Below are 25251 nucleotides of genomic sequence, written 5' to 3'. Positions count from 1 at the left end.
CAATAAGGCCTAATAGGGCCGAATGTCACGCCACGCGGCACCCAGATGTTCGATCAAATCCCCTGCGCTGAATGTCTGTTCCGTCTGGCGGAGCAGGGCGCTTTCAGCGGCCAGCCCGTGCCAATATGCGCCGAGGCGGGCGGCGTCGAAGGGGCTGTATCCCTGGGACAGGAGGCTTCCAACCATGCCGGAAAGCACATCCCCCGAACCGGCCGTCGCCATGCCCGGATGGCCACTGCCGTTAAAAGAGGGCATCCTGCCGGACTGCGAGATCAAAGTGTTAGGGCCTTTCAGAAGCAGCGTGGCTTGTTTGTTTTGTTGCGCCCAGGCGGAGGATTCCGCCTGTCGGTCTGTGATTTCCCGGCATGCCAGCCGGGCAAATTCCCCTTCATGCGGCGTCAGAATCAAGGGAACTCCCGGCAGGGACAAAAGTTGCGGCTGCTTCGCAAGCAGAGCCAGAGCATCCGCATCCAGAACAAGGGGGCAAGGCGCGAACTTCAGCAGGAGTTTGAGTTTGGCCGAGGCCCTGGCATCCGTCCCGAAACCGGGGCCGATCACCCACGCGCCGGAAGATGCCGAGGATTCGGGCGGCAACTTTTCATCCCAGGACCGGACCATGATTTCCGGCGTGGCCAGGGCGAGTTGGTTGTAGCATTCGGGGTGGGAGAACAGCCGGACGATGCCGGCCCCGGCGCGCAACGCCGCGCGCGACGCCAGCACGGCGGCGCCCGCAAACCCCGGGCTGCCGGCAAAAATGGAAACGGAACCGCGGCGGTATTTATGCGTTGTGGCGGAAAGCCCGACGGCCATTGCGCGCGCCGAAACCAGGTCAAAAAAATCAGGCAACGTTTCCGAGTCCTGTTGGGGGAGCGGAAGGGGTATGGGAACCAGGCGTCCGGAGGTTTGAGGTCCGTCCTTTTCGAGGCAGCCCTTTTTGACGGCTCCGATGGCAAAAGTGAAATCCGCTTGGAAGGCGCAGGAGGCCGCTTCCCCGGTGTCCGGATTCAGGCCGGAAGGATTGTCCATGCTGATTGTGACGTGCCAGTTCCTGCGGGCGGCCGCCCACCATTCGAGGATTTTTTTACTAACACCTTCGGGTTGGCCGGCGGCTCCGGCCCCGATCAGGCAATCAAATACCAGAGCCGGTTCGGTGTTTTCCAGCCAGGGGTCATGCGCCCCGATTTCCGTTTTTGCCGATGACTGCATTTTCCGGACTGCGTCGGAGTCAACGGCTTTGCGCATTTCAGGCGCTTCCGAAAGAAGAATCCCGACTTGCCAGCCGCCCGCCTGCATCCGGTGGGCGAGCCAGAGGCCGTCGTTCCCATTGTGCCCCTTGCCGCAGAGGAACAGGGCGCGGCCCGGTGTTGGAAAACGGCGGGTGATGTATTCAAAGCAGCCGTTGATGGCGATTTCCATCAGGTTTTCGGTGGTGGCCCCCGCTGAAAAAGCCCTCTTTTCCCAGGATTGCATGATGGATGCGGAAACGACTTTCATGATTTTTACGGGTCCTTTGAGAGCAGGATGGCGCTGGCGGCCGCATAATGGTCGGTATGAGTCAGGCTGACGAGCAGGCCCGCGCCGCCGCGCGCATTTAAAAGTTCCAACCCCTTGTTATGCAAGACCAGGTAGGGCTCGCCGCTCTCCTTGTTCCGGATTTCAATGTCTTTCCAGCCAAGTTGTTCCCCGATGCCGGTCCCGAATGCCTTGCTCGCGGCTTCCTTGGCGGCAAACCGGGCGGCGAGATGTCGGTGGGGAAATTTGTGCCGCCCGGCGTACGCCTGCTCCGCTGGGAGGAAAATCCTGTTGAGAAAGCGGTCCCCGAATTTTTCAATGGAGAGGCGGATGCGCTCGCATTCCACGAGGTCCAATCCCGTGCCCAGAATTGAGCTGTTCATGAAGGTTGTTTCCGCAAGAGGGCGAGCATGTCGCGCACCGCCTGGTTCATTCCGGTGAAAATGGCCCGCGAAACAATGGCGTGGCCGATGTTAAGGGTGTCAAGGTGGGGGGTGGCCAGGAAAGAGGCGAGATTGTTGTAGTTCAGCCCGTGGCCGGCGTTGACCTGCAGGCCGAGGCTGTGGGCCAATTCGGCAGCCTCTTTGAGACGCTGCAGTTCCCGGCTTTTGCCGGAGCTGTCCAGGGCATTGGAATAAGCGCCGGTGTGGAGTTCGACGCAGGGCGCTCCGGTTTTTCCCGAGGCGCGCACCTGTTCCAGTTCGGGATCGATGAAAAGGCTGACGGTGATGCCGGCTTTGCCAAGTTGATGGGCGGTGTCTTTCACGGCTTCAAACCGTTCCCGCACATTCAAACCGCCCTCGGTCGTGACTTCCCGGCGGTTTTCAGGGACCAGACAGACATCGGCGGGTTTGAGTTTGATGGCAAATTCGGACATGGCTTCGCTGACCGCCATTTCGAGATTGAGCGGGGCGCGGATGGATTTTTTGAGATCCAGAACATCCTGCTCCTGGATGTGGCGCCTGTCTTCACGCAAGTGAACTGTTATTGAATAAGCGCCGGCTTCCAGAGCGGCCAGGGCGGCCTGCAAGGGGGAGGGTTCGGCCAATGGGTGTCCGGCGCCCGCTCCACGGTAGCGGGCCTGGCGGAGAGTGGCCACATGATCGATATTGACGCCCAATTTCGGCATGAAGGGATTATCCGGCGCTGGAGTTTGGGAACAAGCCGGAAATGATGAATGCAGAACTCAGAATTAGGAATGCGGAATTATGAATTAAGAAAAAGGGCGCAACTCCTACTCAAACTCCATCTCTTGCTCCCAATCCTGATCTACCCCAGGATTCCACACGAAGGCGGGAAAACTTGAATGGAAGCTCAGATTGCCGGTTGATTCGATCCGGTCCGGCGGCTACTCTTGATTTTACACATATCTTTTATGGGCGGACATTTGGACAAGGTGCTGAAGCATGCCGAGCGCAAACTGTTGAATCTAGCAGAGCGCAACCCGACCGATTTGCTGGATCTTTACAGGAATTTTTTCAGGATCGAGGAACACCGGATCCAACTGGCGCATAAAGCCGGAGACAGCGGGTTGGAGAGCGCACAGAAGCGATCCAATTTATTCAGCGTGGTGTTGCGGCACATCTTTAATGCGGCGTTGGAAAACGCGGAGAAATCGCACAGCGTGAAGCGGGGAGAAGTGCGGCTGGACATGGTGGCGACGGGCGGGTTCGGGCGCGGCCAGTTGGCTCCTTACAGCGACATTGACGTGCTTTTTTTATATGAGTGCGCGGGTTCGGACGGGATTCAAAAGCGCTTCATCGAGGACACCATCCAACAGGTGCTTTACTTGTTGTGGGACATCGGGATGAAGGTCGGGCATGCCAGCCGCACGATCGACGAGGCCATCCAGCAGGGGCGCGAGGATTTGCAGACGCGGACGGCGTATTTGGAAGCGACATTACTGGCCGGGCCGGAGGATTTATTTGCCGAATTTTTACGCCGTTTCGACCGGGTTTGTGTGAAAGGCCGGGAGCAGGAATATGCGCTTTGGCGTCTGGAGGACCAGGCCAAACGGCATGAAAAATACGGCAACACGGTGTTTTTGCAGGAGCCGAACGTCAAGAACGGGTGCGGCAGCCTGAGGGATTACCAGAACCTGATCTGGCTTTCAAAGGCGTTGCGGGGCATTGATTCCACGGTTGGGCTGCAGGCGGAGGGGTTGCTGACCCCCAGCGAGCGGAAGGACATCGATCTGGGTTATGATTTTCTGTTGCGAATCCGGAACGCGCTTCATTATCTCCAACAACGTGGGGGGGACACGCTGACCCTGCGCTTGCAGGGTGAAGTGGCGGACAGCCTCAAGTATCCGCAAAAAACAATCCTGCGCCGCACGGAGGCGCTGATGCGGGATTACTATCATCACAGCCGCGACATTTATCTGGTCGCTGACTCACTGGCCCGGCGGCTTGCCGGACGGCAGGAGAAAAAACCCTCGTTATTCTGGGGCATGCTCCCGAAACGGATGAAACGGGAGGAAGTGATCAACGGTTTTGTTCTTTCCCACGGGGAGCTTCGCGCCGCATCCGGCAATGTTTTCTCGGAAGACCCGCTGCGCATGGTGCAGGTGTTTCAAATCATGCAGCAGCGGCGCGCGCGCCTCAGCTCCGACCTGGAAAGCACGATCCGGCGCAAGCTGGGCGTGGTGAACCGGCGCTTTCTCTGGCTGCCCGAGGTGCGCGAAATGCTGACGAGCATCGTCCGGCGCAAGGGGGAGGTTGGACGCATCCTGCGCGCCATGCATGAGTGCGGGGTTTTGGGCAAATTAATCCCGGAATTCGGCCCGCTGGACTGCCTGGTGCAGCATGAATTTTACCACCGCTACACGGCCGATGAGCACACGCTCCGCTGCATCGAGCAATTGGACATGGTGTTGCAGGAGGAGCGCGAGCCTTATGTGAAATACCGGCAACTGCTGCTGGAATGCGAGCATCCCGGCATTTTGTATCTGGCTCTGATATTGCACGACACGGGAAAAGCTGCCAACTCGCGCGACCACCACCAAGTCAGCGCCCAGTATGCGGTCCGCTTCGCGAAGCGCATGAAGATGGAAGGCCGCCGGCTGCAGCTCATCAGTTTTTTGGTGGACCATCACATGACCCTGACGGAATTTGCGTTACGCCGGAATCTGGATGACCCGCAGACCATCCGATCATTTGCGCGCCTTGTTCAGGACGCGCAGCGGCTTGATATGTTGATGCTGGTGACGTTTGCGGATGTCCAGGGGCTTGGAGATTCCACATGGTCGGGCTGGAAAGAGGGGCTGGTGTGGCAGTTGTACCGCCGGACGCGGGACATGTTGCAGGGCGAGGACGAATTCCTGCGCAAGGCGGAACGGCAGCGGAAGCTTCTGCGCGGACAGGTGCTGAAGCAACTGCAGGGTGAAGTCGATGCGGGTGAATGCGAGGCCCATTTCTCTTCGCTGCCGGAGAGTTATCTCAATGAGGCGGAAGAACAGCGGGTGGTCGAGGATTTGAAGCTGGTCCACGAATTTTTCCTGCAACAACTGCGCGAGGACAATGATCCCCTGCGGCCTGTCATTAGTTGGCGCGACCGTGTGGCCGAAGCGCATTCGGAAACGACCATTGTGACCTGGGACCGGGACAGGCTTTTTTCGACCATTGCCGGGGCCTTTTCGATGGCGGGCTTGAACATTCTCAGCGCTGATATCTGGACGAGGGAGGATCACATCGTGATCGACCGCTTCCGTGTTTGCACGGAGCAGCATGAGGCCGTAAGCCATGATTATGACCGGAGGATGTTCCGGGATGCTCTCTCCAGCGCTTTGTCGGATTCCGATTATGACATCGGGCGGGAAATTGTTCGGACGCGCGGCAGTGGAAGGAACTACCTGTTTGACGAAGAGATCGTCCGGATCGCGGCCTGGATGGACAATGAGAGCTCGGATCAATATACGCTCCTGCATCTGGTGGCGCCCGACCGGATTGGATTGTTGTACATGGTATCGAAGGCGCTGGCGGACAATCATGTTTCCATTGCAAACGCCCGGATCACAACGGAGAAAGGCGCCGCGCTGGATGCGTTTTACCTGACCGATGTGGTCGGACGGAAATTGATTGACGTGGAACAGCAGCGAAATGTCCTCCGGGCGGTGAAACGGGCCCTTTGGACCGAGGAATAAGGAATCGGGTCGCAAACATGAAAAATGCGCTTCCCAACAAGAATTTGGAAGTTTTGCTTAACCCGCAAAATCTGCTGTGCCGGGTGCTGGATATGTCGGTCAAACTGGTCTCAGCCGACCGGGGTTCACTCATGCTGTTGAATCCAAATACCGGTTCCCTGGACATCGAGGCATCCGTTGGACTGAGCGCCATGGCAAAGCGCACCAAATTGCGGATTGGAGAGGGTATTACCGGCTGGGTGGCCAGCACGGGGCTGCCGTATCGGACGGGCAATGTACATGAGGAAAAGCGTTACGTCGAATTGGATTCCAAGATCCAGTCCGAGCTGGCCGTCCCTCTGGATCTCAAGGGGCAGGTGATCGGGATTCTCAACGTCGATAGTACACGTCGGGACGCCTTTACGCAGGAGCATGAGAAGCTGTTGCTCCAGCTCGCAAGGGACGCATCTGACTGGATCCGCATGGCCTGGGAAATCAACCAGCTCCGCGTCAAGGGCGAGCAACTGGAGACCCTGGTCGACATGGGCCAGGTCATCATTTCGGAGGAGCATCCGGAAAGTGTTCTCCAGAGCATTGCCAGGGATGCCTGCCGCCTGATGAAAGCCAGGCTGTGTTCGCTGATGTTGCTTTCGGAAAACGGGGAAGAACTTGTTTTGAAAGCCTGGGAAGGCGCTTCAAAGGCCTACGTCAGAAAGCCCAACCTGCTGGTTTCGGAATCATTGTTAGGCGTGGTCGTCAAGCGCCAGAAACCCCTGACGGTTTTGAACGTGCAGGCGCACGAGCGCTTTCAGCACATGGAACTGGCGCGGCGCGAACGGCTGTTCTCGCTGCTTTCGGTTCCGCTGATTTTTGAGGGCCGCTCGCTTGGGGTCCTTTCTGTTTATACCGAGCAACTGCACCGTTTTTCCAACGAGGAAATCCGGCTCTTGAGCGCCATGGCGGGATTGTCTGCCGTGGCCATTGCCAAGGTCCGCTTGCTTGAGCGTGTGGTGCAGGTCGAGGAAGACCTGCGCGCCTCGGAACGGCTATCGGCGCTGGGCTGGCTGGCTGCGGAGATCGCCCATGAAATCCGGAATCCGTTGACCGTTGTGCAGATGCTGTTTCATTCCATGCTGAGCGAGATGAAGCTGGAGGGAGGCCTCGCGCGTGATGCGGCCTTGATTGAAACCAAAATGAAACAAATGAACCGCATTCTGGACCAGGTTCTTACGTTTGCGAGGTCTTCGGAGCCGTCTATGGAGGAAATTGACGCCACAAGTTTGTTGGCGGATGTCGCACTCCTGATCCGCCACACATTGGCTGAACGCAGGATCGAGATAAAAATGCAGATGTCGTCCGGGCCGTTGCGCATCCGGGGTGATCGCGCGCAATTGGAGCAGGCGATCCTGAATTTGGTTCTCAACGCATGCCAGGCAATGCCGGAGGGCGGCATTTTGACGTTGTCCGCGCGCTATGTCCGGTCCGGCAAACAGCGGATGGTGGGGGTGGGGGTCCGCGACACGGGCGAGGGAATGAGCCGGAAACGACAGGAGGAATTGTTCCAGCCTTTTCTCAGCCATAAAAAAGGCGGCACGGGTCTGGGGCTGGCGCTGGTGTACAAGACCGTGGAAAACCATCAGGGCAGGATTTCGGTCAAATCGAAGCTCGGCCAGGGCACGCTTTTTCAGATGACATTTGCGGCGGCGTAGATGTAACTTTTACAACAATCACCCGCAAAAAATATGATCTCCCGTTTTATCAAACTTTTCTTATCAATCAGCAGTGTCTTTTTATTTGCGAATCTTCAGCCGACAACCGCGGAAGTCAAAATGCCGGCGATCTTTGGGGACCACATGGTGCTCCAGCAGGAAGCCAAAATTCCGGTCTGGGGTTGGGCTGCGCCGGGGGAAAACGTAAAAGTCACGTTGGGCGCGCAGACGGCAACGGCCACCGCCGACGCCAACGGCGACTGGCGTGTCGATCTCGCGCCGTTGCCTGCGAACGGGACAGTGGCGGCGCCGCAGGTTCTGACGATTGCGGGTGCCAATACCCTGACTTTTCAGGATGTTCTTGTTGGCGATGTTTGGATCGCTTCCGGCCAGTCCAACATGGAATTCGGCCTGGCTCATCTTGGACAGCCTGATGTCATCGCCAAAGCCGATGAACCGCAACTGCGGCTTTTCACCGTACCCAAGGCCTTCTACGCGACTCCACAAAAGGATATCGGTCCTGTTCCCGCGGACAGTTTGTTGGGCAAGTGGCAGGTTTGTACGCCGGAGACCGTGGCCAAGGATGGCAGTTGGCAGGGTTTTTCGGCCGTTGCCTACTTTTTTGGCCGTGAGATCCAGCATTCAATCGGGCGTCCCGTCGGCTTGATCAGCACATCCTGGGGCGGGACTCCCGCACAGTCCTGGACGAGTTTGGATGGATTGCAAAAAGATGCCGTGCTTGCGCATTACGTGGAAGCTTGCCAAAAAAATGCCGTCAACTTCCCGCAGGCGTACTCTGATTTTTTAAAGCAGGCGGCCGAATATGAGGAGGCGAAAAAATTGTGGGACCAGGAAGTGGGCGATCCGCTGAAGCTTCAGATGGAGGCCTGGGCCAAACAATCCGCTGAAGCCGCTGCCAACAGCAAGCCAGAGCCGCCAAAGCCGGCTGCTTCACGCCCGGCGCCGAAGCCGCCGGTCGCCCCGGGTGGCGGGGCGTATGGGCCTACCAACCTATACAACGCCATGATCGCCCCTCTCGTGCCCTACGCAATCAAGGGCGCCATTTGGTACCAGGGCGAAGCCAACGCGGGAAGCAAGCAGAGCGGCGAAGAATACGCCATTCTTTTCCCGCGGATGATCAACGACTGGCGCGAGAAATGGAGCCAGGGCGAGTTTCCCTTTCTCTTTGTGCAACTGGCAAATTTCACGGCGCCGGCCAAGCTGCCTTGCGAAGGGACATGGCCCTGGCTGCGTGAAGCGCAGACCAAGACACTGGCTCTGCCCAATACCGGCATGGCCGTCACCATCGACATCGGAAACACAACCGACATTCATCCGAAGGACAAACTTGATGTCGGCCTTCGCCTTGCGCTCGCGGCCAGGCATATTGCGTATGGGCAGGACCTGGTTTATTCAGGCCCGATCTACGATTCCATGAAGGTTGAGGGCAACAAGATCATCATCAGTTTCACGAATGTCGGCGGTGGCCTGAAAATTGGCGGGCCTCCCTGGAGCCAAAAGATACCGGCTGAATTGACCGGCTTTGCGATTGCCGGGGATGACAAGAATTGGCTTTGGGCCAGGGCCGAGATTGATGGCGACAAAGTGGTCGTAACGAGCGATCAAGTTCCCGCGCCGGTGGCTGTCCGTTACGGTTGGGCAAATTCCCCGCCTGTTGATCTGTACAACAAGGAAGGTCTGCCTGCTTCCCCCTTCCGGACGGATACCTGGCAGGACGCTCCGCCCGCACCTGCGCCGAAGTAGGGCCGTCACGACCTGCGGCGCTGCAAGCGAGTGTTCAGTTGCAAGATTGAATCATGAACAGATCCTGAAATCCGTTTTGCGCCAAGATCGCAAAGCCCGCCAGGCAAGGCGGGTTCTCTCACGGAGCCACACAGCCACAGAGGGAAACTGTTCTTGGTTCTTAACTGCCGGACTCTCGCGGATATCTCTTAGCGTCTTCGTGTGAAAACGTGGTTTTTGCATCACGTGGCGTTTCTTTGCGATCTTGGCGCGAGGAATGTGTTGCTTGCGGAGAACACAAACCCCCTTTTCTTCCCCCTTATCAGGGGGATCTTTCAAACAAAGGACGCCGACGCGTGGGTAAACAATAGTTTGTTCCCCTTGTCAGGGCTTTTCGGGTTTTTCCTTGGAGTAAACCAGTTTCTCCAATTGCGGGTCGCGCGGAACGCCGAGTTCCAGAGCCCGTTCGTAATGGCGGCGGGCGAGCTCGCGGGAGGGCGGGCGTTGGGTCGAATAGATTACAGCCAGGTTGAAATGGGCGTCGCCATATTGGGGATCCAATTCAATCGCCTTGCGGCATTCCTGTTCCGCGGCTTCCTGCCAGCCCTTTTGCGAGGCCGAAATGCCCAGGTAATTGTGCGTCTTGGGATCGTTCGGTTCCAAGGCCACGGCGCGGGTCAGGATTTGCACGGCGTCGTCGTATTTGCCCTGTTGGTACAGGGCGATTCCCAGGATCGAATGCGAAAAGGCGTCCTGCGGGGCCTGTTTCACCGCTTTGCGGAGAAATTCTTCTGCCAGCGCGTATTTGCCCTGTTGGAAACGCACCACACCCAGGTTGGACAGGGCATACAGCGAATCGGGATAGGCATTCAAAATCGACTGATATTTGGCCGCGGCATCATCAAATTTTTGTTGTGCGAAGAGATCGTTGGCTTCCTTGGCGGTGTCCTTCAGCTCCGGCGGGACTTTCGGGCGCGTGGAATAGTCCGTTGCGCCGAGATCATCCTTTTTCATCGAAAAATTGCCGCTGTTGTCGGTTTCGAGGGCTACGGCGGCGGGTTCTTTCAACAGATCCTTTTCTTCGGGCGAGAGTTGAATAAGCGGTGAGCCGAGCAGGGTGATCTGGGTTTTGAGTTTCTCCGAATCAATGGCCAGGCCTTCGAGCTCTTCCATGGCGATGCGTTTGGCCACTTCGCGGCGGGTCTGTTCGGCCATTTCGCGTTTCAGGATATCGCGGAGGACGCTATTTTCCTTCTGCAGCGGATTATCTTTTGGAATGGCGGCCAGCTTGGCGTTGGCATCGTCCAGATTCTTCTGCGCCTCTTCCATCTTTTTCTTATATTCGTCGCTGGTCTGGCGAAGCGCCGTGTTTTCCTGCTTCGCAAGTTCAAGCTGGTCCTGGATCTTTTTCAACTGCTCCTGCATGGTGGTCAGCGACTCTGGCGAACTGCCGTTCTGCAGGTTGGAAGCCAGCGTTTCAGCGGAAACAAGTTTTTCCTTCAACTGCCTGTTTTCTTCCATCAGGGCGGTGACTTTTTCATCCGGGGTGCCTTCGCGGGCGCTCTTCACGGCGGCTTCCAATTCGGTCACCTTGGTGCGGAGAGTGGCTGCCTCGAGTTGAGCCTGTTCAAGTCGTTCTTTCGTGTCGCTGAGTTGGCTTTCCAGATCGTTGATGCGTTTTTTCAGGACGGCCGGGTCATCCGATGCATTGGAAGGATTGGTGGAAGAAGGGGTCTCAATTGTGGGCGCCAAGGCCGCAGGCGCCGGTTGAGCAGGGGCGGGAGCGGGTTGGGCAGGCGGAGTCGTTCCCAGATCGGGCGGAATGGGCGGGACGTTGTCGCTGGGATTTTCATCCTTGGCATCGGCCAGCTTTTCAATTTTATCTTTGCAATAACGGATGCGGTAATTGACGATGGTCGGTTCCCAGTCTTTCGGGAGTTTCTCCAGGCGATCCTGGCTGACGGTGTAGCGTTCGCGAGCGGAGGCCTTTTGGCCTGCAAGTTCCAGTTTTTCAGCCTCTTGAATCAGAAGGTAGATTTGCAGGTATTGATCCTGTGGCGAGGTTTCGGAAAGGACCTGTGAGGCCAAACCGGACATCAAAAGCAAGAATACGGCTAAGAGGAACCGAGTCATGGGAGGCATTTAACATATTTATGAGTAAAAACGCAATCTCTATTCAGCTAAGTTACTCACTAAAAAAAATTTAGCTTTTTGGCGATTCGGCCTGATTTTCTTCCTAAGTTGACCCCGAAAGCGACTTGTGGTAGCAATTTGCGTCCTTTTTTACCGAGGCAACCAGGTGGATACGATCTTAAATCGCCCTGTTTTAGTGTTAAACAGGCTTTGGCAGGCTGTGAGTGTTTGCACAGTGCGGCGGGCTTTTTCCCTGCTGTATCTGGGGCATGCCCAAGTGGTTAATGCGTCCAATGGCGAATATTTGACCCTGGATTTTTCCGAATGGAGCGATTTTTCCCAGCAATCCCATGACGAGGAATGCCTGCGCAGCGTGAATTTCAGGATCCGCGTCCCGCAGATTATTGTGCTTCTCATGTTTGACCGCCTGCCGCGCAAAGAGGTGAAGTTGACCCGCAATAACATTTTCGAGCGGGACAGTTTTACCTGCCAGTATTGCGCCAAGCCGTTTGAACGCAAAGACTTGAACATCGACCACGTCATGCCGCGCGACCGCGGCGGGCGGACGACTTGGGAGAATGTGGTGGCCTCCTGTGTTCCCTGCAACACCCGGAAAGGCAACCGTTTGCCCCATGAGGCGAGCATGGTTTTGTTACGCAAGCCCAAGAAGCCCAAGCTCCGGACTTTCATCAACATCCAGATCTCCACGGTCCCGCATGATTCCTGGAAGCACTTCCTTGATGTTGCTTATTGGAATGTTGAGTTAAGCGACTGATCTGATATCCTATCCCTTCAACCTGCGAACCGAAAGGCCCCGCGGGTGGAGAGTGAAATCATGACAAAGCGGAAAACCATCTATTTTGACAACAATGCCACGACGCAGATCAGCCCTTCGGTCTTCGAGGCCATGGTGCCATATCTGACGCAGTACTACGGCAATCCCTCCAGCGCATACCAAATCGGGCGCGAGGTGAATGATGCGGTGCAGCGGGCCCGCGAACAGACCGCCGCGTTGCTGGGCTGCGATGCCAGGGAAGTGATTTTTACAAGCTGCGGGACGGAGTCGGACAACACCGCGATCCTTTCCGCACTCCAGACCACCGGGCACCGGCATGTCATTACCAGCGCCACCGAACATTCGGCGGTGAAAAACCAAGCCGAGCACTTGGAACGCCTGGGCTACGGCGTCACCATTTTACCGGTGGCGGCGGACGGCACGTTGCAGGCGCGGCAGGTGGAGGAGGCGTTGCGTCCCGACACCGCGATTGTTTCGCTCATGTGGGCGAACAATGAAACCGGCGTGTTGTTTCCAGTGGAGGAGATCGGAGAACTTTGCCGCGCGCGCGGCGTACTGTTCCATACAGATGCGGTGCAGGCTGTGGGAAAAATTCCGATCCGGCTCAACGATCTGAAAATTGATTTTCTATCCGTCTCGGGACACAAGCTTCATGCGCCGAAGGGCGTGGGCGTGCTTTATGTGCGGCGCCGGGCCAAGTTTGTGCCGATGCTGCTGGGCGGGCATCAGGAGAAGGGCAAGCGCGGCGGCACGGAAAATGTGGCGTCGATTGTGGGGTTGGGTCAGGCGGCGGACGAGGCCCGGGAAAACATGAGTGACGAAGACACGCGGGTGCGCGGGCTGCGGGACAAGTTTGAGAACGCCGTGCTGTCGTCCATTCCGGGCACGCAACGGAACGGGCATGCGGAAAAGCGCCTGCCCAACACCACTAACATTTCCTTCAGCGGAGTGGAGGCTGAAGCCCTGCTGATCATGCTCGACCAGTATGGAATTTGCGCCTCGGCCGGTTCCGCATGCACGACGGGCTCGCTTGAGCCTTCGCATGTGCTGCGCGCGATGGGCGTGCCGAAGGAACTGGCGCTGACTGCCCTGCGTTTTTCCTTCAGCGTGTATAATACGGAGCAGGAAGTGGACCGCGTGCTGGCCGTCCTGCCCGGCATCGTGGCCAGGCTCAGGGCCGAAACCCCCTCGGCAGCCGTGCTCAAATCCCGGGTGGATTCGGGGGAAGACATCACAGCCGGATTGGCCGTGGACGTCCTTTGATTCCCCGCAGGCCATGAACACGCTCACCGAAGTGCTTCGCAACGAAGAGCTGCGCCGCCGACTTTTTCCGGTGGCCAAGAGCCGCGCTTTTTTCGCGCATGCGGGCGTCACGGCCTTACCTCAACCGGCTTGTGAAGCCCTGCGTTGGTTTGCGGATCAGGCCTGTGAGGACCAGCAGGAAGGTCCGGCGGTCTGGATGCGGGTGCAGCGGGCGCGCAAGACTGCGGCAAACCTGATCGGCGCGAAGGACTCCGAAATTGCGCTGCTGGGCCCCACCGCGCTGGGATTGAATCTTGTCGCAGACGGGTTGTCTTGGCAGGCGGGCGATGAGGTGATTTGTTATCAGGATGATTACCCGGCCAATGTCTATCCGTGGATCAAGCTGAGAGCGCGCGGAGTGGTGGTGCGGTTTCTCCAGCCGGGCGAGCCCGGAAAAATCACCTGGGAAACGCTGCGCAAAGAGCTTTCACCGAAAACAAAGCTGGTGGCGCTGGCCACGGCGAATTTTATCAGCGGCTACCGGATCGATGCGGAGGGGATTGGGAAAAAGCTGCATGAGCGCGGAGTTTTGTTCTGCCTGGACGGCATCCAGACGCTGGGGGCGTTCCCGCTTTCGGTGGAGCATGTGGATTTTCTCAGCGCGGATTCACACAAATGGTTGTTAGGTCCGCTCGGAGCGGGGATTTTTTATGTAAAGGAGGAACACTTCGGCCGCCTGCGGCCAGCCCTGCTCGGGTCCTGGAACGTGCAATCGCCCAACTTCATCGCCCAGGACACCATTGAGTTTTACGAAGGCGCCCGGCGCTATGAGCCGGGCAGTTTGAATGTCCCCGGCATCCTGGCCATGCAGGCTTCCATGGAATTTCTGTTGGAAATCGGGGTGAATGCGGTGGCAGCGCGGCTTCTGGAACTGCGGCGTTATCTGGTTCCACGTCTGACGGCGCTGGGTTTTGACCTCTATGGCATGCGCGACATTTCCGAGAATGAGTGCTCCGGAATCCTGACGTTTTATTTTCCCAAACAATGCGACCGGAAGGGCCTGATGTCGCGGTTGCAGGAGAAGAAAATTTCTGTTTCACTCCGGCACAACCGCGCGGGAGAGGAGCTTTTCAGGGTTTCACCGCATTTTTACAACACCGAACAGGAGCTTGACCAATTGGTCGAGACCTGTGCGGAATACGCTTCAGGACGCTGAAAAACCATTAACGCAAAGGGCATAAGACGCCAGGGCGCAAAGTTTGGCCACAGAGAAAACACGGAGATTTTTTACCACGGATGGACACGGATAAACGCGGATGAGAAAACCGACAAACATCCCCCTGAAAAGGGGGAAGACAAGGGGGTTTGTTAGCCGCAAAATACGCAAAAGTGGATAGGATTTGGAAAAGCAGCCACGGGTTAAGAAAATGAACCGAGATGAATATCTGAAGCTTAAAACTTTAAACTTAAGACTTAAAACTTTGTAACCATGTCAAAAATAGCCATTGAGATTATTTTCATCGCCGTGCTCCTCGTGGGCAACGGCTTGTTCGCCATGGCGGAAATGGCGCTGGTGGCCTCTCGCAAGAGTCGTCTCCAGGCCATGGCGGAGGATGGGGAGCCGGGCGCCAAACTGGCCTCGGAACTGGCCAATGCGCCGGGACGTTTCCTTTCCACGGTCCAGGTGGGCATCACATTGATCAACGTGCTTGCGGGCGCGATCGGTACGTCCGCGTTGCCTGAAGCCCTCGGCGCCGTTTTTCAGCCCCTGCCGTTTTTGGGGCGCTACGCCCATGACATCAGTCTGGCCATCATTGTGGCACTGATTACGTTCTTTTCGGTGCTGATCGGGGAATTGGTTCCGAAACGTCTGGCACTCAATCACCCGGAGACCATTGCCAAATTCATGGCCGGCCCGATGGACGCCATGTCGCGCTCCGTTTCCTATATCGTGAATTTTTTGAACGCCTGCAGCGACATTTTGCTGGCATTGATGGGTGTTAAAAAGGCGGAGCATTCTCCGGTTTCGGAAGAAGAGGTGCGGGTGTTGATCGACCAGGGTCTGACGGCCGGCGTTTTCAAGAAATCCGAGAAGGAGATGGTGGAAGGCGTCCTGAATCTGGACGAACAGACGGTCGATGACCTGATGACGCCGCGCGCCCAGGTCATCTGGCTGAATATCGGCGACGAGCCCGAAAACAACTGGCGCAAGATCGCCGGCAGCGGCCACTCGCATTTCCCGGTTTATCAGGGTACTCGCGACAACGTGGTGGGCCTGGTCTCTGTGAAATCGCTCTGGGCGAACATTTCACTGACGGGGAATGTGGATCTCAAAAGCGTGGTGACCGCGCCATTGTATGTTCCGACGACGATGCCCGCCGGGAAGTTGATCGAGGAATTCAAGAAAACGCGGAGCCACATTGCGCTGGCCGTGGATGAATTCGGATCCGTCCAGGGCGTGGCCACTCTCAAGGATGTGATGGAAGCCATCGTGGGACAATTGCCGGAAAAGGAACTTCGGAACAAACCGCAGGCGCGCAAGCGCGACGACGGCACCTGGCTTGTGGATGCCATGATGGAGACCGACGACGCGAAAGCAGCGCTTGGAATCCGGGAATTGAGCGGCGAGGACGAGGGAGACTACCAGACCCTGGGCGGTTTTGTGCTGCAGCAACTCGGGCACATTCCCGCCGAAGGCGAAACGGTGAAGTGGAAAAATTTCCAGTTTGAAATTCTCGACATGGACCGCCAGCGGATTGACAAGATCCTGGTCAAAAAGCTTCCGCCGCCCGGGCCGGAATCAGAACCGGTGATTTGATTACTTCAAATCTTTGAGCATCAGTTCGACCGTGATGAGCAATCCGGGCACACGCGTTTCCACCGCCTGCCACAAAAGACCATAATCAATTGTATCATAACCATGGCTGACCCGGTCACGCATCCCTGCGATGCCGCGCCAATCCACTGCTGGATATCGAGCCGTCAAGTCAGCAGGCAGTCGTTTTACGGCTTGCCCAGAACTTCCATGACGCGCTCAAACGCCGCCCGTTTTTGCCAGTCGGCGAGGATTTGAGGCAACTTATTCTGTGCACAAAGTTCCTGAGCCTGCCGCGCATGATCGGCCACCTGCCGTAGCGTTATTTTGGGATCATGCCTGCTCATAAACAGTCATTGCTTCCCGCAACACTTCATCGCGGAAATACTGGCTTAAACTATTGGGTGTGTGCAGGTCCACCTTGCGTCCAATGATGGGAGCCAGGTCTTCATGCCACCCGAAGAACTCCCAGCCGGGCCGCGCACTGGGCAGCAATTCTGCCAACACGTCCACATCGCTTCGCGCCGGGTCGAAGTCATCTCGCAACACCGAACCGAACAAGCTCAATTTGCGGATGCCACGGGCGCGGCAAAACTCCGCGATCTTCTCGCGGTCAATCCGGATGGGCAATTCGGCCACGTTCATGGCGTTTATCATCACCTAAACCGCTTCTGCCTGCAATCCTGATTCAGCCATGCCGGAATCAGATCCGGTGGTTTGAATTGAACCACGGATAAACACGGATGGACGCGGATTTTTTAGTTTTTATGAAGCAGTGTTCACCACACGCTTCCATTCAAGACGGGGGCGTTGGAAATTGAGGATGAGACCAACAGGATGACCTGTGATTTTGAGGTAGTTGAGCATCTGGCCCAGTTCATGGTTGGTGATGCGCTCAATGACCTTGGCGTCCACCACTACGTTCCCGAAAGCGATAAGATCGGGCACATATTCGCCAACTTTAACAGTTTTGTAGAGGACATCGTAACGCCGCTGTTGCTCACATGGAATAGCTCGCAAACCCAGCTCGACGACGAGGGCATTTTCGTATGGCTTTTCCAACAGCCCGTGACCGAGCCCATTCAGTACCTCAAAAGCACAGGAGATAATAGTCTCAGTTTCGCTCTTCAACCATAATCCGTGTTTATCCGTGTCCACCCGCTCGCGACGGATGTCGGAGTCCGTGGTTCAACTGCTTCGAATTTTCCCCGGTATTGGAGGAAAATCCGTGGCGAGAACGTGAAGAATACGAAAAAGTTTCCTGATGGCAGCATGGCTCCATTTGCTGGTTCTTGCTCGGAGCCAGGTTACAAGACATGTGGAACCGCGGATAAACACGGATGGACGCGGATATTCTCTGCGTTTCTCGAATCCGTGTTTATCGGTCTGCACGTGCCCGCGCCGAATTTCGGAGCCAGCGGTTCAGTTTTTTAATACGTCAGCTTGAAGCCGGCATAGGCCGCCTGGCCCAATGCGGGAAAGCCGCGCACCTCTTCGTAGGATTCGTTCAGCAGGTTTTCGATCCGGCCGAAGACTTCCAGATGCGGATTAACCTTATATGAGGCGGCAAAGCGCATAACAAAATAATCCTCAATCGGGGTGGGATTGAAGCCGTCCGTCCGGTCCGCAACCCAGAGTCCGCCCAAGTTCAGCACAACCGCAGAACATGGCTTTCCAATCACATTGAAGGACATCTGGTTGCGCGGGCGTCTCGCCAGCGGCTGGTTGTTCGAGAGATCCCAGGCGTCGAGATAGGTGTAATTGGCTGACAGTGTCAATTCCTGAATCGGCGAAACGGAGAGGCCGAATTCACCGCCCTGGGTCCGGGCCTGCCCGATGTTGTGCAGCGTGAACATGCTGTCAAAGATGATCAGGTTGCTGATGTCGTTGTGGAAGTAGGTGGCCGAGGCCTTGATTCTGTTGTCCCAGAAAGGCTGTTCGATGCCCGCGTCATAGCCTTTGCTAAGCTCAGGCGTGAGCATGGGATTTCCGCCGAAGGCCAATGCGGTGTCCTGCGGAGTCGGAGGAGAAAATGCCGTACCGTAACTCGCATGCACGAGGGAACGGGTGACCGGAACGCGATAACTGCCGCCCGTACGCCAGGTGATGTAGTCTCCAAAGTCGGATTCATGATCGAGTCGGATGGAGGACGTGACGTTCAAATCGTGAACAATCTCCCATTGGCTTTGCAGAAAGCCGGCGCTGTTGGTGAGATTATTTTGAACATCTGTTGTACCGGCAGGTGTAGCGGGGAAGTTGAACTCATTTGGCACATCAATCTTGCGGTAATACCGGGCATCGGTCATGGAAAATCCCGCGCTCAATTTCCATGGCTGCGCAATCTGGAAATCGCTCTGGTAATCCACCTGGTCGGTATCGACCTGTACCCGGTTGTCTTGCCCGAAATTGAGAGTAGCGGGGGGCGGAAAAAAGTTGGCGGCTTGCTTGAAGTCTGAAGCCACCTGGCGCTGCTGGCTGTGGCTGTAATAAACCTTTTGTTCCCACCAATCGGTTGTTTTGTAGTCGAGTCCCGGTGAAATCATCCAGGTTTCGCGCAACAAGCTGGCAATTGGTTCCGGATCGCTCACGCTGTTAGGCGTGCCGACGTCGGCCAGATTGTAAAAGAAAAGCAGATCGGCATACAACTGATCGTTGATCTGGTAGCCTTCCTTGGTGGTGACGTTGGTCAGGCGGTATTGATTGTTAGGACGCTCGTTGTCGGTGTCAAGCCTGCCCGCCTGGACGCTGTAGTCAAACGGCCCGCAGGCGCCGCGGGCGCTGGCCAGTTCGTGAAAGGTCTGAAAGGAGCCGGCTTCAAATCCACCGGTGAATTCCGGTTTATCGAGGCCTTTGCCGCTGCGGGTGATGATGTTAATGACGCCGCCGATGGCCGGGCCGCCCTGCACGGAGCTGAGCGGGCCGCGCACGACCTCAATGCGTTCCACGTCGTCGAGCGCGAGGTTTTCCACGCCGAAACTGCCGGCCAGGTTGAAGGGGATGCGGCGTCCATCAATGATGACCTGGGTGCTCTCGGTTTTTGTCCCGCGAATAAAGAGGCCGGTGACCTGCCCGGGAGTTCCAGACTGGGCAACAGCCACGCCCGGAACTTCCTCCAAGGCTTCCGCGACCGTGTGCAGTTGCTGGTCTTCAATTTGCTGGCGTGTAATTACTGTGGTCGAAGCGCCCGTTTTCGAAACAGGCGTTTCGGTACGCGTCGCGGTGACTACGATTTCATCGGAGTCCTGCTCCTTCTTTTTTTCTTTCTTCGACTCTTTTTTTGAGTCTTCCGAAGAAGCGGACTGGGTGCTATCGGGCTGGACCGGGGTGGCGGCCTGCGCGGGTTGTGTTTTGTTTTCCTGGGGGGCTTCCTCGGCTTGGCAATGGCCTGATGAGAGGGCGAACGCCGCAAATGCGGCCGTTGCCAATAATAATAGGCGGGAACGGGTCTTCAACATGTTCTACTCCTGTTTTGTGGCAAGAGCAGAACAGGCCGGGTTGCGATTTGGGTCCGGCTTGACCTGCTCTCACGCTTCATTTCAGCGATGAAGTTTATCGTCCGGCCTTTTCCTTTCGGCATGGGCTGGACGCATGAGGATCAACAGGCAGATATTCGGACTCCGGGTTCTGGGATTTGAAATTTCAAATTTGAGATTCCAAGATCCCGCCTCACTCCCGCCTTCACCCCCGAAGGGATTGGCTCTGCTCCGGCTGATTTCAGCCGAATGGAAGTTTGTCACCCGATACCGCAGCGCAACTGTAGCCGGTTCTCACGGCATTCCCTGTCACTGCTGATCGTTCCGCGCAAACGGTGCGCGGTTTATTTCTCGCAAAGAACTGTCCGATTCATTAGTCGGGATTATTCCTCTTGGCAATCGTTTTTTATTCTCCGCTTGCGAAGGCGCCCGGAAAATCCTAGGCTTTTTCCCCTTTATGAAGGCAAACGGATACCATGTGGCCGTGGTGGGCGCCACCGGAGCGGTCGGAGTGGAAATCTTGCGTGTGATGGAACGGCGCAAGTTCCCTGTCTCGCAGCTCAGGCTGCTGGCCTCGGCGCGTTCGGCTGGGAAGCATCTCCAATTTCAGGAAAAGTCGTGGCCGGTGGAAGAACTCAAGAGCGGGGTTTTCAAGGGTATCGACTTTGCGTTTTTCAGCGCCGGGGCAACCCGTTCCCGGCAATTTGTTTCCGAGGCCATTGAGGCCGGCGCGGTGGTCATTGACAATTCATCGGCCTTTCGCATGCAGCCGGGAACTCCTTTGGTCGTGCCGGAGGTCAATCCCGGGGACCTGGATTCACACAAGGGCCTGATTGCCAACCCGAACTGCTGCGCTGCGATCCTGGCCGTGGCCATCGGGCCGCTGCACCGGGAATTTGGGATCAAGCGGATCGTGGTTTCAACCTATCAATCCGCCAGCGGAGCGGGGGCCCAGGCCATGGCCGAGCTGGAAGATCAGGTGGAGGCCCATGTCGAAAAGCGTCCGATTGAAAAAAAGGTTTTTCCGCACCAGATCGCCTTCAATCTGTTTTCGCATAACACAAAAGTAGCCGCCAACGGATACAACGAGGAGGAAAACAAGCTGATCGAGGAAATCCGGAAGATATTCCACCTGCCGGAGCTTGAAATTATTCCGACCTGCATCCGTGTGCCCGTTCTGCGGGCGCATTCGGAGTCCGTGTTGATCGAGACGGAAAAGCCGGTTTCGGTCGAGCGGGCGAGAAAGGTTTTGTCCGGGGCGGCCGGGGTGCGGCTGGTGGATGACGCCGAAAAGAACCATTTTCCAATGCCGTTGGAAGCCACCGGGGACCTGGATGTGCTGGTGGGCCGCATCCGCAGGGACCCTTCGCGCGAAAACAGCCTGGCTTTGTTTATCAGCGGGGATCAACTGCTGAAGGGGGCCGCCTGGAATGCGGTGCAGATTGCGGAAGCTCTTTTAACAGGGAAGAAGTCAGAAGTCAGAAGTCAGAATTAAAAATTCCGCATTCCACACTCTGCTTTTATTGCATCATTCCGCCGAGAACGCCTTTGCCTTCCCAGGATTCGGGCCTGTTCCACGGGACTGTGGAAGTGGGTTCGTGGTCGGAATTGGCTGTATTTTTATCGGGAGAGGCGCAGCCGCTGAACGAGGCCAGCAGAAGGAAGCCTGCAAAAACAAGAAATAAGCGGTTCATGCGCTGCATGGTGTAAATATATAACGCAGCAGGCGGAATTCAATAAAGTACTTTGTCGCCCACCTGGATTTCGGTTTTGGTCCAGTCAGGAAGGATATCGGCTATGGCGGTGGTGGCATCCACGGAGACGGTCCTGACTTTCCCGATCAACTGGTCGCCGCGATAAACAGCCAGATCGATGCCTTCATTCAGCTTGTTGTCCTTGCCCAGATCCAGCACGACAAAGTTCCAGGATTTGTTGATGGCGACCACCTTGCCGCTCAAATCCATGGGCGCGGCGTGGTTTTTGGCCAATTGTTCCAGTTCCTGGTATTTTTTCAACTCGGCAGTACTCTTGGCGAGGCTGTCTTCGATGATTTTTTTCTCAGCACTGAGAACTTTGGAATCTTCCGTCGTTTTCTTCAATTCATCCAGGATATCGGATAATTTGCGTCCGCCCAATTGGTCTTTAAAATCCTTCAACTCGGTTTGGGCAGCCTGGAGATTCGTGGTGGTTTCGGTAAGCTGGGTGGTTTTGGACTCCAAATCCTTTTTGGTCGAGGTCACTTCCGTGGTCAACTTTTGGACTTGCGACTGGGATTCGGAGAGTTGGCCTGTGGATTCCGTCAATTTAGCCTGTGTGGCGTCCAAATCATCCTTGGTTTTTTTGAGAATACCGGCGGCTTTTTGAACCGTTGCAGCGGGCTCGTCCGGATTATTCTTGAAATCAGACTGGTAGCTGACGTTGGGAGTTTTTCGAAGCTGATCTTCCACAGCCCCTAACTGTTTGGCGTAGCCGGACTTTTTAGTGGCCAAAAGAAACCCAAGTGCAGCTGAAGCGAGCGAAGCAATGACCGCTATGACACAAAATAGTTTTCCCAACTTTGACATTAGTAACTCCTGTAGAGCACCTGATTATTAACAAGTTATAAAATAGAGCCCCAAATAAATTAAGTCGCAATGATAGAGTGCCTCATCAGAGAAAAACCAGTAAAAAATATCAAAATGATGATTTTTTACCATTTAGCCTTTTTATGCACATCCTTAAGCGCCTGTTGCCATTGCCCTGTATTTTGTTCGATTTCGCCCGCCAACCAGTCTGGTGAATAGACAAATGCGCCAGCGGCTTCCACGGTGATCCGTTCGGCTTCGTCCGCCGTCACCACATAAACAAGCGAGGGATCATTGGCCTGTCCCACCAACCGCTCGATAATGCTGTCTGCGGTTTGTCCTTCCTGGCTGTAGATCACGGCCATGGCACCGGGCCGTGCGGGTTCGTTCGGCCCGGTCTTGCCGTCGAAGACCAGAGTGACCAGCCAGTTGGAGGTGTCATGCAAGGTTCCAAGCAGCGCGGTGAGCGCAGCCCGGCATTTTGAAGGATTTTGAGAATGCAAACGGCGCAGTTCGGGCCATTGAAAAATGACGCTGTGCCCGTCAATCAACAGGAATTTTTTTTGAGTTGTCATTTATCCTTGGTTTTGGGATGGGGTTGAAAATTGAGTTTGCCATTGTAAACTTTGGAACGTAACATCGGTCTTATATGATTCTATGGCTTGCACTTTTGGTTCTGGCAGTGGTTTACCGCATTTCGGCGCCCTTTGTCGATTGGCTTCCGAACTTTGCCCCGATTATGGCGATTGCCTTTTGCGGCGCGCTTTATTCCCGCAAAAAGCTGGCCGTGCTGGTTCCTTTGCTGGCTTTGATGATTTCCGACATCATTCTGAATGTCCACTACGGTGTGTCGTTGTTTCGGGGTGAAATGCTCGCAGGCTATGGTTGCTACGCGGTTGCGTCGTTTTTTGGCGTCTGGGTGGCCCGTCATAAGAATTGGAAAACCCTGGCCGGCGGGGCTCTCGGTTCCTCGTTGTTGTTTTATGTGGTGACCAATTCGGCCTCATGGCTTGGGAATCCCGCGTATGCGCAAACCATGGCCGGTTGGGTGCAATCCCTGACGATTGGCGAACCCGGCTATCCTTCGACGATTTACTTCTTCCGCAACACCCTTCTGGGGGATGTGGCCTTTACCTGCTTCTTTGTATTTTGCATGGAGTGGAGTGTCGCCCAGTCGGGACTTCCGAGCATGCTGCCGTCCCGCTTTCAGAAAGCGCACAGCGCGGCCTAGGTTCCGGGCATGCGTATCGGTGTGGTGGCGGACACGCACGACCGGTTGGCTGAGGAAGTGTTGGCTGGCCTGGCCGGGGTGGATGAACTCTGGCATCTGGGCGATGTCGTAAGTCCCTTCATTTTGGATCGTTTTCACGTTTTAGGCGTGCCCATCCGCGTCGTTCGCGGGAATTGCGACACCGAATCCGCCTGGCCGCCGGTGCTGGATTTGAACCGCTGTGGAATCCGTTTCCGGCTCCAACACATTCCTCCCCACGCCCTGCCGGAAAATACGGATGTTTGTTTGCACGGCCACACGCATGTGCCGCGGGATGAAACCATTGGTGGGGTGCGTTTTCTGAATCCGGGCACTGTCGGCAAGCCCAACAAAGGTGTTCCATCCGGCTATGCCATTTTGACCCTGCAGCCGGGCGCTGAATTGTTATGGGAACAGCGGAAGCTTAAAAAGCTGTAACAATCCGGTTTTAACATTCATTTTTCCTGTTCTTCGCGATCTCTTTGTAAAAAGTGTTTTGCGTTTTTTCAGCTCAATAATCCTGCTTTCCATTTGCTGGAAGGCTGTTAAAATCAAACGCTTACATAGCGGAGCCGTTGCTCTGCGGCGAAGCAAGGAACCTCTGTGAAATATTTATCGTACGAGCAATCTGATTTCAGCGCCCGAGTTGCCGAGTTGAAACGAATGTCGGATACGCCACCCGAGGTTGTGTTGCAGGTGCGCCAAATTTTGAACCGGGTGCAGAAAGAAGGCGACCGCGCCGTCGTCGAGATCACCAACCAATTTGCCAGCACATCGGTCACCCGGGAGCAGTTGGCTTTGACTTCAAAGCCGCCCGCGCCGAAGTCCGAAATCAAGGAGGCCTTGCGCAAAGCGCATCGGAACATTGTAAAATTTTACCGCCCCTGCCTTCCAAAATCGTGGCTGGGTAAAAATCATGAAGGCGCGCAGGTCGGCGAAATTTACCAACCGTTGGAGCGTGTCGGCATTTATGTGCCGGGCGGTACGGCTCCGTTGGTGTCTTCGGCTCTGATGACGATCACGCTCGCAAAGACCGCAGGGGTGGAGTCGATTGTGGTTTGTACACCGCCGCCGGTCAACCCGGTGTTGCATTATGCGATCAAACTGGCGGGCGCGACTGAAATTTACCAGGTGGGCGGCGCACAGGCGATAGCGGCGATGGCGTACGGGACTGAATCGATCAAGGCGGTGCACAAAGTGTACGGACCCGGCAATGCGTTTGTGGTTGAAGCCAAGCGGCAGATCTTTGGGCGCGTGGGGGTGGACCTCATCCCGGGGCCGAGCGAGGTTGCCGTGCTCGCGGATAAATCCGCCAAACCGGCGTTCGTGGCCGCGGATCTGCTGGCCCAGGCGGAGCACGGGCCGGGGAGCCAGATTTTTCTTATCAGCACGGAAAAAAAATTGATCGAGGCGGTGAAAGAGGAAATCGAGCGGCAAATTGTCGCGCATCCGCGCATCCAATATTTGCGTGAAACGCTCAATCTGGGATGCACCTTGCTGCTCGTGAAAAATCTCAAACAGGGAGTCCAGATAGTCGAGGCGATAGCGCCTGAACATCTCTCGCTGGTTTGCGCGGGCGCCAAGGATCTCGGGAAAAAAATACGGAATTGCGGCGGGATTTTCATCGGGGATTATTCACCGGTGGCAGCGGGGGATTATGCCGCGGGGCCGAGCCATGAATATCCGACCAACGGCTCCGCCCGGAGCTTCAGCGGCCTGACGATCGATCAGTTTGTACGCAAGACGAGTTTTGTCCGCTATGAAAAGGACGCCTTGAAGAGGGGGCGCAAGACGATTGAAACCCTGGCGGAGGTGGAGGGGATGACGGCGCATAAAGCGTCCGTGGCGGTCCGCTTTGCGAAGAAATAATGCCGGGCGGGATCTGGAGTGCTGCG

The 25251-nt window shown here is 56.2% G+C and carries 23 protein-coding genes and 1 riboswitch; of the genes, 11 read left to right on the top strand and 12 right to left on the bottom strand.

The window, feature by feature from the left end; translation table 11 throughout:
- Positions 1-9 precede the first annotated feature (9 nt).
- The 3 genes from PHD76_05045 to PHD76_05035 are packed head-to-tail and all read right to left on the bottom strand — an operon-like array spanning position 10 to position 2641.
- Complete coding sequence (locus PHD76_05045; protein MDD5261198.1) at positions 10-1494, bottom strand: NAD(P)H-hydrate dehydratase; 1485 nt, start codon at positions 1492-1494, stop codon at positions 10-12.
- A gap of 5 nt (positions 1495-1499) precedes the next feature.
- A complete protein-coding gene (gene acpS / locus PHD76_05040; GenBank protein ID MDD5261197.1) occupies positions 1500-1895 on the bottom strand; it encodes a holo-ACP synthase in 396 nt (131 codons plus the stop codon).
- Complete coding sequence (locus PHD76_05035) at positions 1892-2641, bottom strand: pyridoxine 5'-phosphate synthase (protein ID MDD5261196.1); 750 nt, start codon at positions 2639-2641, stop codon at positions 1892-1894. Before PHD76_05035 ends, acpS begins: the two co-directional genes overlap by 4 nt.
- Positions 2642-2887: 246 nt before the next feature.
- Between PHD76_05035 and glnD the strand changes: the two genes are divergently transcribed.
- The 3 genes from glnD to PHD76_05020 are packed head-to-tail and all read left to right on the top strand — an operon-like array spanning position 2888 to position 9105.
- Entirely contained in the window at positions 2888-5653 is a 2766-nt protein-coding gene (gene glnD / locus PHD76_05030) for a [protein-PII] uridylyltransferase (protein MDD5261195.1), read from the top strand.
- Positions 5654-5670: 17 nt separating this feature from the next.
- The gene (locus PHD76_05025; protein MDD5261194.1) at positions 5671-7341 is read left to right on the top strand and encodes a GAF domain-containing protein; all 1671 of its coding nucleotides are present in this window, start codon (positions 5671-5673) and stop codon (positions 7339-7341) included.
- 33 nt (positions 7342-7374) lie between these two features.
- Positions 7375-9105, top strand: a complete 1731-nt coding sequence (locus PHD76_05020; GenBank protein MDD5261193.1) for a sialate O-acetylesterase — start codon at positions 7375-7377, stop codon at positions 9103-9105.
- Between the two features lie 363 nt (positions 9106-9468).
- Here the strand turns inward: PHD76_05020 and PHD76_05015 are convergent, their stop codons facing one another.
- On the bottom strand, positions 9469-11217 hold the full coding sequence (locus PHD76_05015; protein ID MDD5261192.1) for a tetratricopeptide repeat protein: 1749 nt from the start codon (positions 11215-11217) through the stop codon (positions 9469-9471).
- Positions 11218-11437: 220 nt separating this feature from the next.
- On the opposite strand from PHD76_05015, the gene PHD76_05010 reads away from it, so the two are divergent.
- From PHD76_05010 to PHD76_04995, 4 genes are all read left to right on the top strand, one after another.
- Positions 11438-11992, top strand: coding sequence for an HNH endonuclease (locus PHD76_05010; GenBank protein MDD5261191.1), 555 nt, complete (start codon positions 11438-11440; stop codon positions 11990-11992).
- A 60-nt stretch (positions 11993-12052) separates the two neighbouring features.
- Positions 12053-13276, top strand: coding sequence for a cysteine desulfurase NifS (gene nifS, locus PHD76_05005; GenBank protein MDD5261190.1), 1224 nt, complete (start codon positions 12053-12055; stop codon positions 13274-13276).
- Positions 13277-13289: 13 nt separating this feature from the next.
- Positions 13290-14471 carry an aminotransferase class V-fold PLP-dependent enzyme gene (locus PHD76_05000; GenBank protein MDD5261189.1) on the top strand — a complete coding sequence of 394 codons (1182 nt, stop codon included), beginning with the start codon at positions 13290-13292 and terminating at the stop codon, positions 14469-14471.
- 273 nt (positions 14472-14744) lie between these two features.
- The gene (locus PHD76_04995; GenBank protein MDD5261188.1) at positions 14745-16073 is read left to right on the top strand and encodes a hemolysin family protein; all 1329 of its coding nucleotides are present in this window, start codon (positions 14745-14747) and stop codon (positions 16071-16073) included.
- On the opposite strand, the gene PHD76_04990 is transcribed toward PHD76_04995, so the two are convergent.
- The 5 genes from PHD76_04990 to PHD76_04970 all read right to left on the bottom strand — a co-directional run bounded on the left by PHD76_04990 (position 16074) and on the right by PHD76_04970 (position 19525).
- Entirely contained in the window at positions 16074-16241 is a 168-nt protein-coding gene (locus PHD76_04990; GenBank protein MDD5261187.1) for a DUF86 domain-containing protein, read from the bottom strand.
- A 17-nt stretch (positions 16242-16258) separates the two neighbouring features.
- Complete coding sequence (locus tag PHD76_04985; GenBank protein MDD5261186.1) at positions 16259-16417, bottom strand: hypothetical protein; 159 nt, start codon at positions 16415-16417, stop codon at positions 16259-16261.
- Positions 16404-16715 carry a nucleotidyltransferase domain-containing protein gene (locus tag PHD76_04980; protein ID MDD5261185.1) on the bottom strand — a complete coding sequence of 104 codons (312 nt, stop codon included), beginning with the start codon at positions 16713-16715 and terminating at the stop codon, positions 16404-16406. Before PHD76_04980 ends, PHD76_04985 begins: the two co-directional genes overlap by 14 nt.
- A gap of 120 nt (positions 16716-16835) precedes the next feature.
- Positions 16836-17201: a GxxExxY protein gene (locus tag PHD76_04975; protein ID MDD5261184.1), complete on the bottom strand. Its 366-nt coding sequence runs from the start codon at positions 17199-17201 to the stop codon at positions 16836-16838.
- 299 nt (positions 17202-17500) lie between these two features.
- Positions 17501-19525, bottom strand: a complete 2025-nt coding sequence (locus PHD76_04970; GenBank protein ID MDD5261183.1) for a TonB-dependent receptor — start codon at positions 19523-19525, stop codon at positions 17501-17503.
- 128 nt (positions 19526-19653) lie between these two features.
- A riboswitch (cobalamin riboswitch) is annotated at positions 19654-19895 on the bottom strand.
- Between the two features lie 105 nt (positions 19896-20000).
- On the opposite strand from PHD76_04970, the gene PHD76_04965 reads away from it, so the two are divergent.
- Entirely contained in the window at positions 20001-21038 is a 1038-nt protein-coding gene (locus tag PHD76_04965) for an aspartate-semialdehyde dehydrogenase (GenBank protein ID MDD5261182.1), read from the top strand.
- A 25-nt stretch (positions 21039-21063) separates the two neighbouring features.
- Here the strand turns inward: PHD76_04965 and PHD76_04960 are convergent, their stop codons facing one another.
- The 3 genes from PHD76_04960 to PHD76_04950 form a co-directional block, all read right to left on the bottom strand.
- Complete coding sequence (locus tag PHD76_04960; protein MDD5261181.1) at positions 21064-21237, bottom strand: hypothetical protein; 174 nt, start codon at positions 21235-21237, stop codon at positions 21064-21066.
- A gap of 39 nt (positions 21238-21276) precedes the next feature.
- Positions 21277-22032 (bottom strand): hypothetical protein, encoded by a 756-nt coding sequence (locus PHD76_04955; protein MDD5261180.1) that lies wholly within the window; start codon positions 22030-22032, stop codon positions 21277-21279.
- 200 nt (positions 22033-22232) lie between these two features.
- Complete coding sequence (locus PHD76_04950) at positions 22233-22682, bottom strand: NYN domain-containing protein (protein MDD5261179.1); 450 nt, start codon at positions 22680-22682, stop codon at positions 22233-22235.
- 74 nt (positions 22683-22756) lie between these two features.
- On the opposite strand from PHD76_04950, the gene PHD76_04945 reads away from it, so the two are divergent.
- The 3 genes from PHD76_04945 (at position 22757) to hisD (ending at position 25225) form a co-directional block, all read left to right on the top strand.
- Positions 22757-23338 carry a hypothetical protein gene (locus PHD76_04945; protein MDD5261178.1) on the top strand — a complete coding sequence of 194 codons (582 nt, stop codon included), beginning with the start codon at positions 22757-22759 and terminating at the stop codon, positions 23336-23338.
- Between the two features lie 9 nt (positions 23339-23347).
- On the top strand, positions 23348-23794 hold the full coding sequence (locus tag PHD76_04940) for a metallophosphoesterase family protein (protein MDD5261177.1): 447 nt from the start codon (positions 23348-23350) through the stop codon (positions 23792-23794).
- 165 nt (positions 23795-23959) lie between these two features.
- Positions 23960-25225: a histidinol dehydrogenase gene (hisD, locus tag PHD76_04935; protein MDD5261176.1), complete on the top strand. Its 1266-nt coding sequence runs from the start codon at positions 23960-23962 to the stop codon at positions 25223-25225.
- Positions 25226-25251: the final 26 nt, after the last annotated feature.

The organism is Candidatus Methylacidiphilales bacterium (genome assembly GCA_028713655.1).
In the GTDB taxonomy this organism is placed as follows: Bacteria; Verrucomicrobiota; Verrucomicrobiia; order Methylacidiphilales; family JAAUTS01; genus JAQTNW01.
This window is presented reverse-complemented; position numbering and strand designations above follow the sequence as displayed.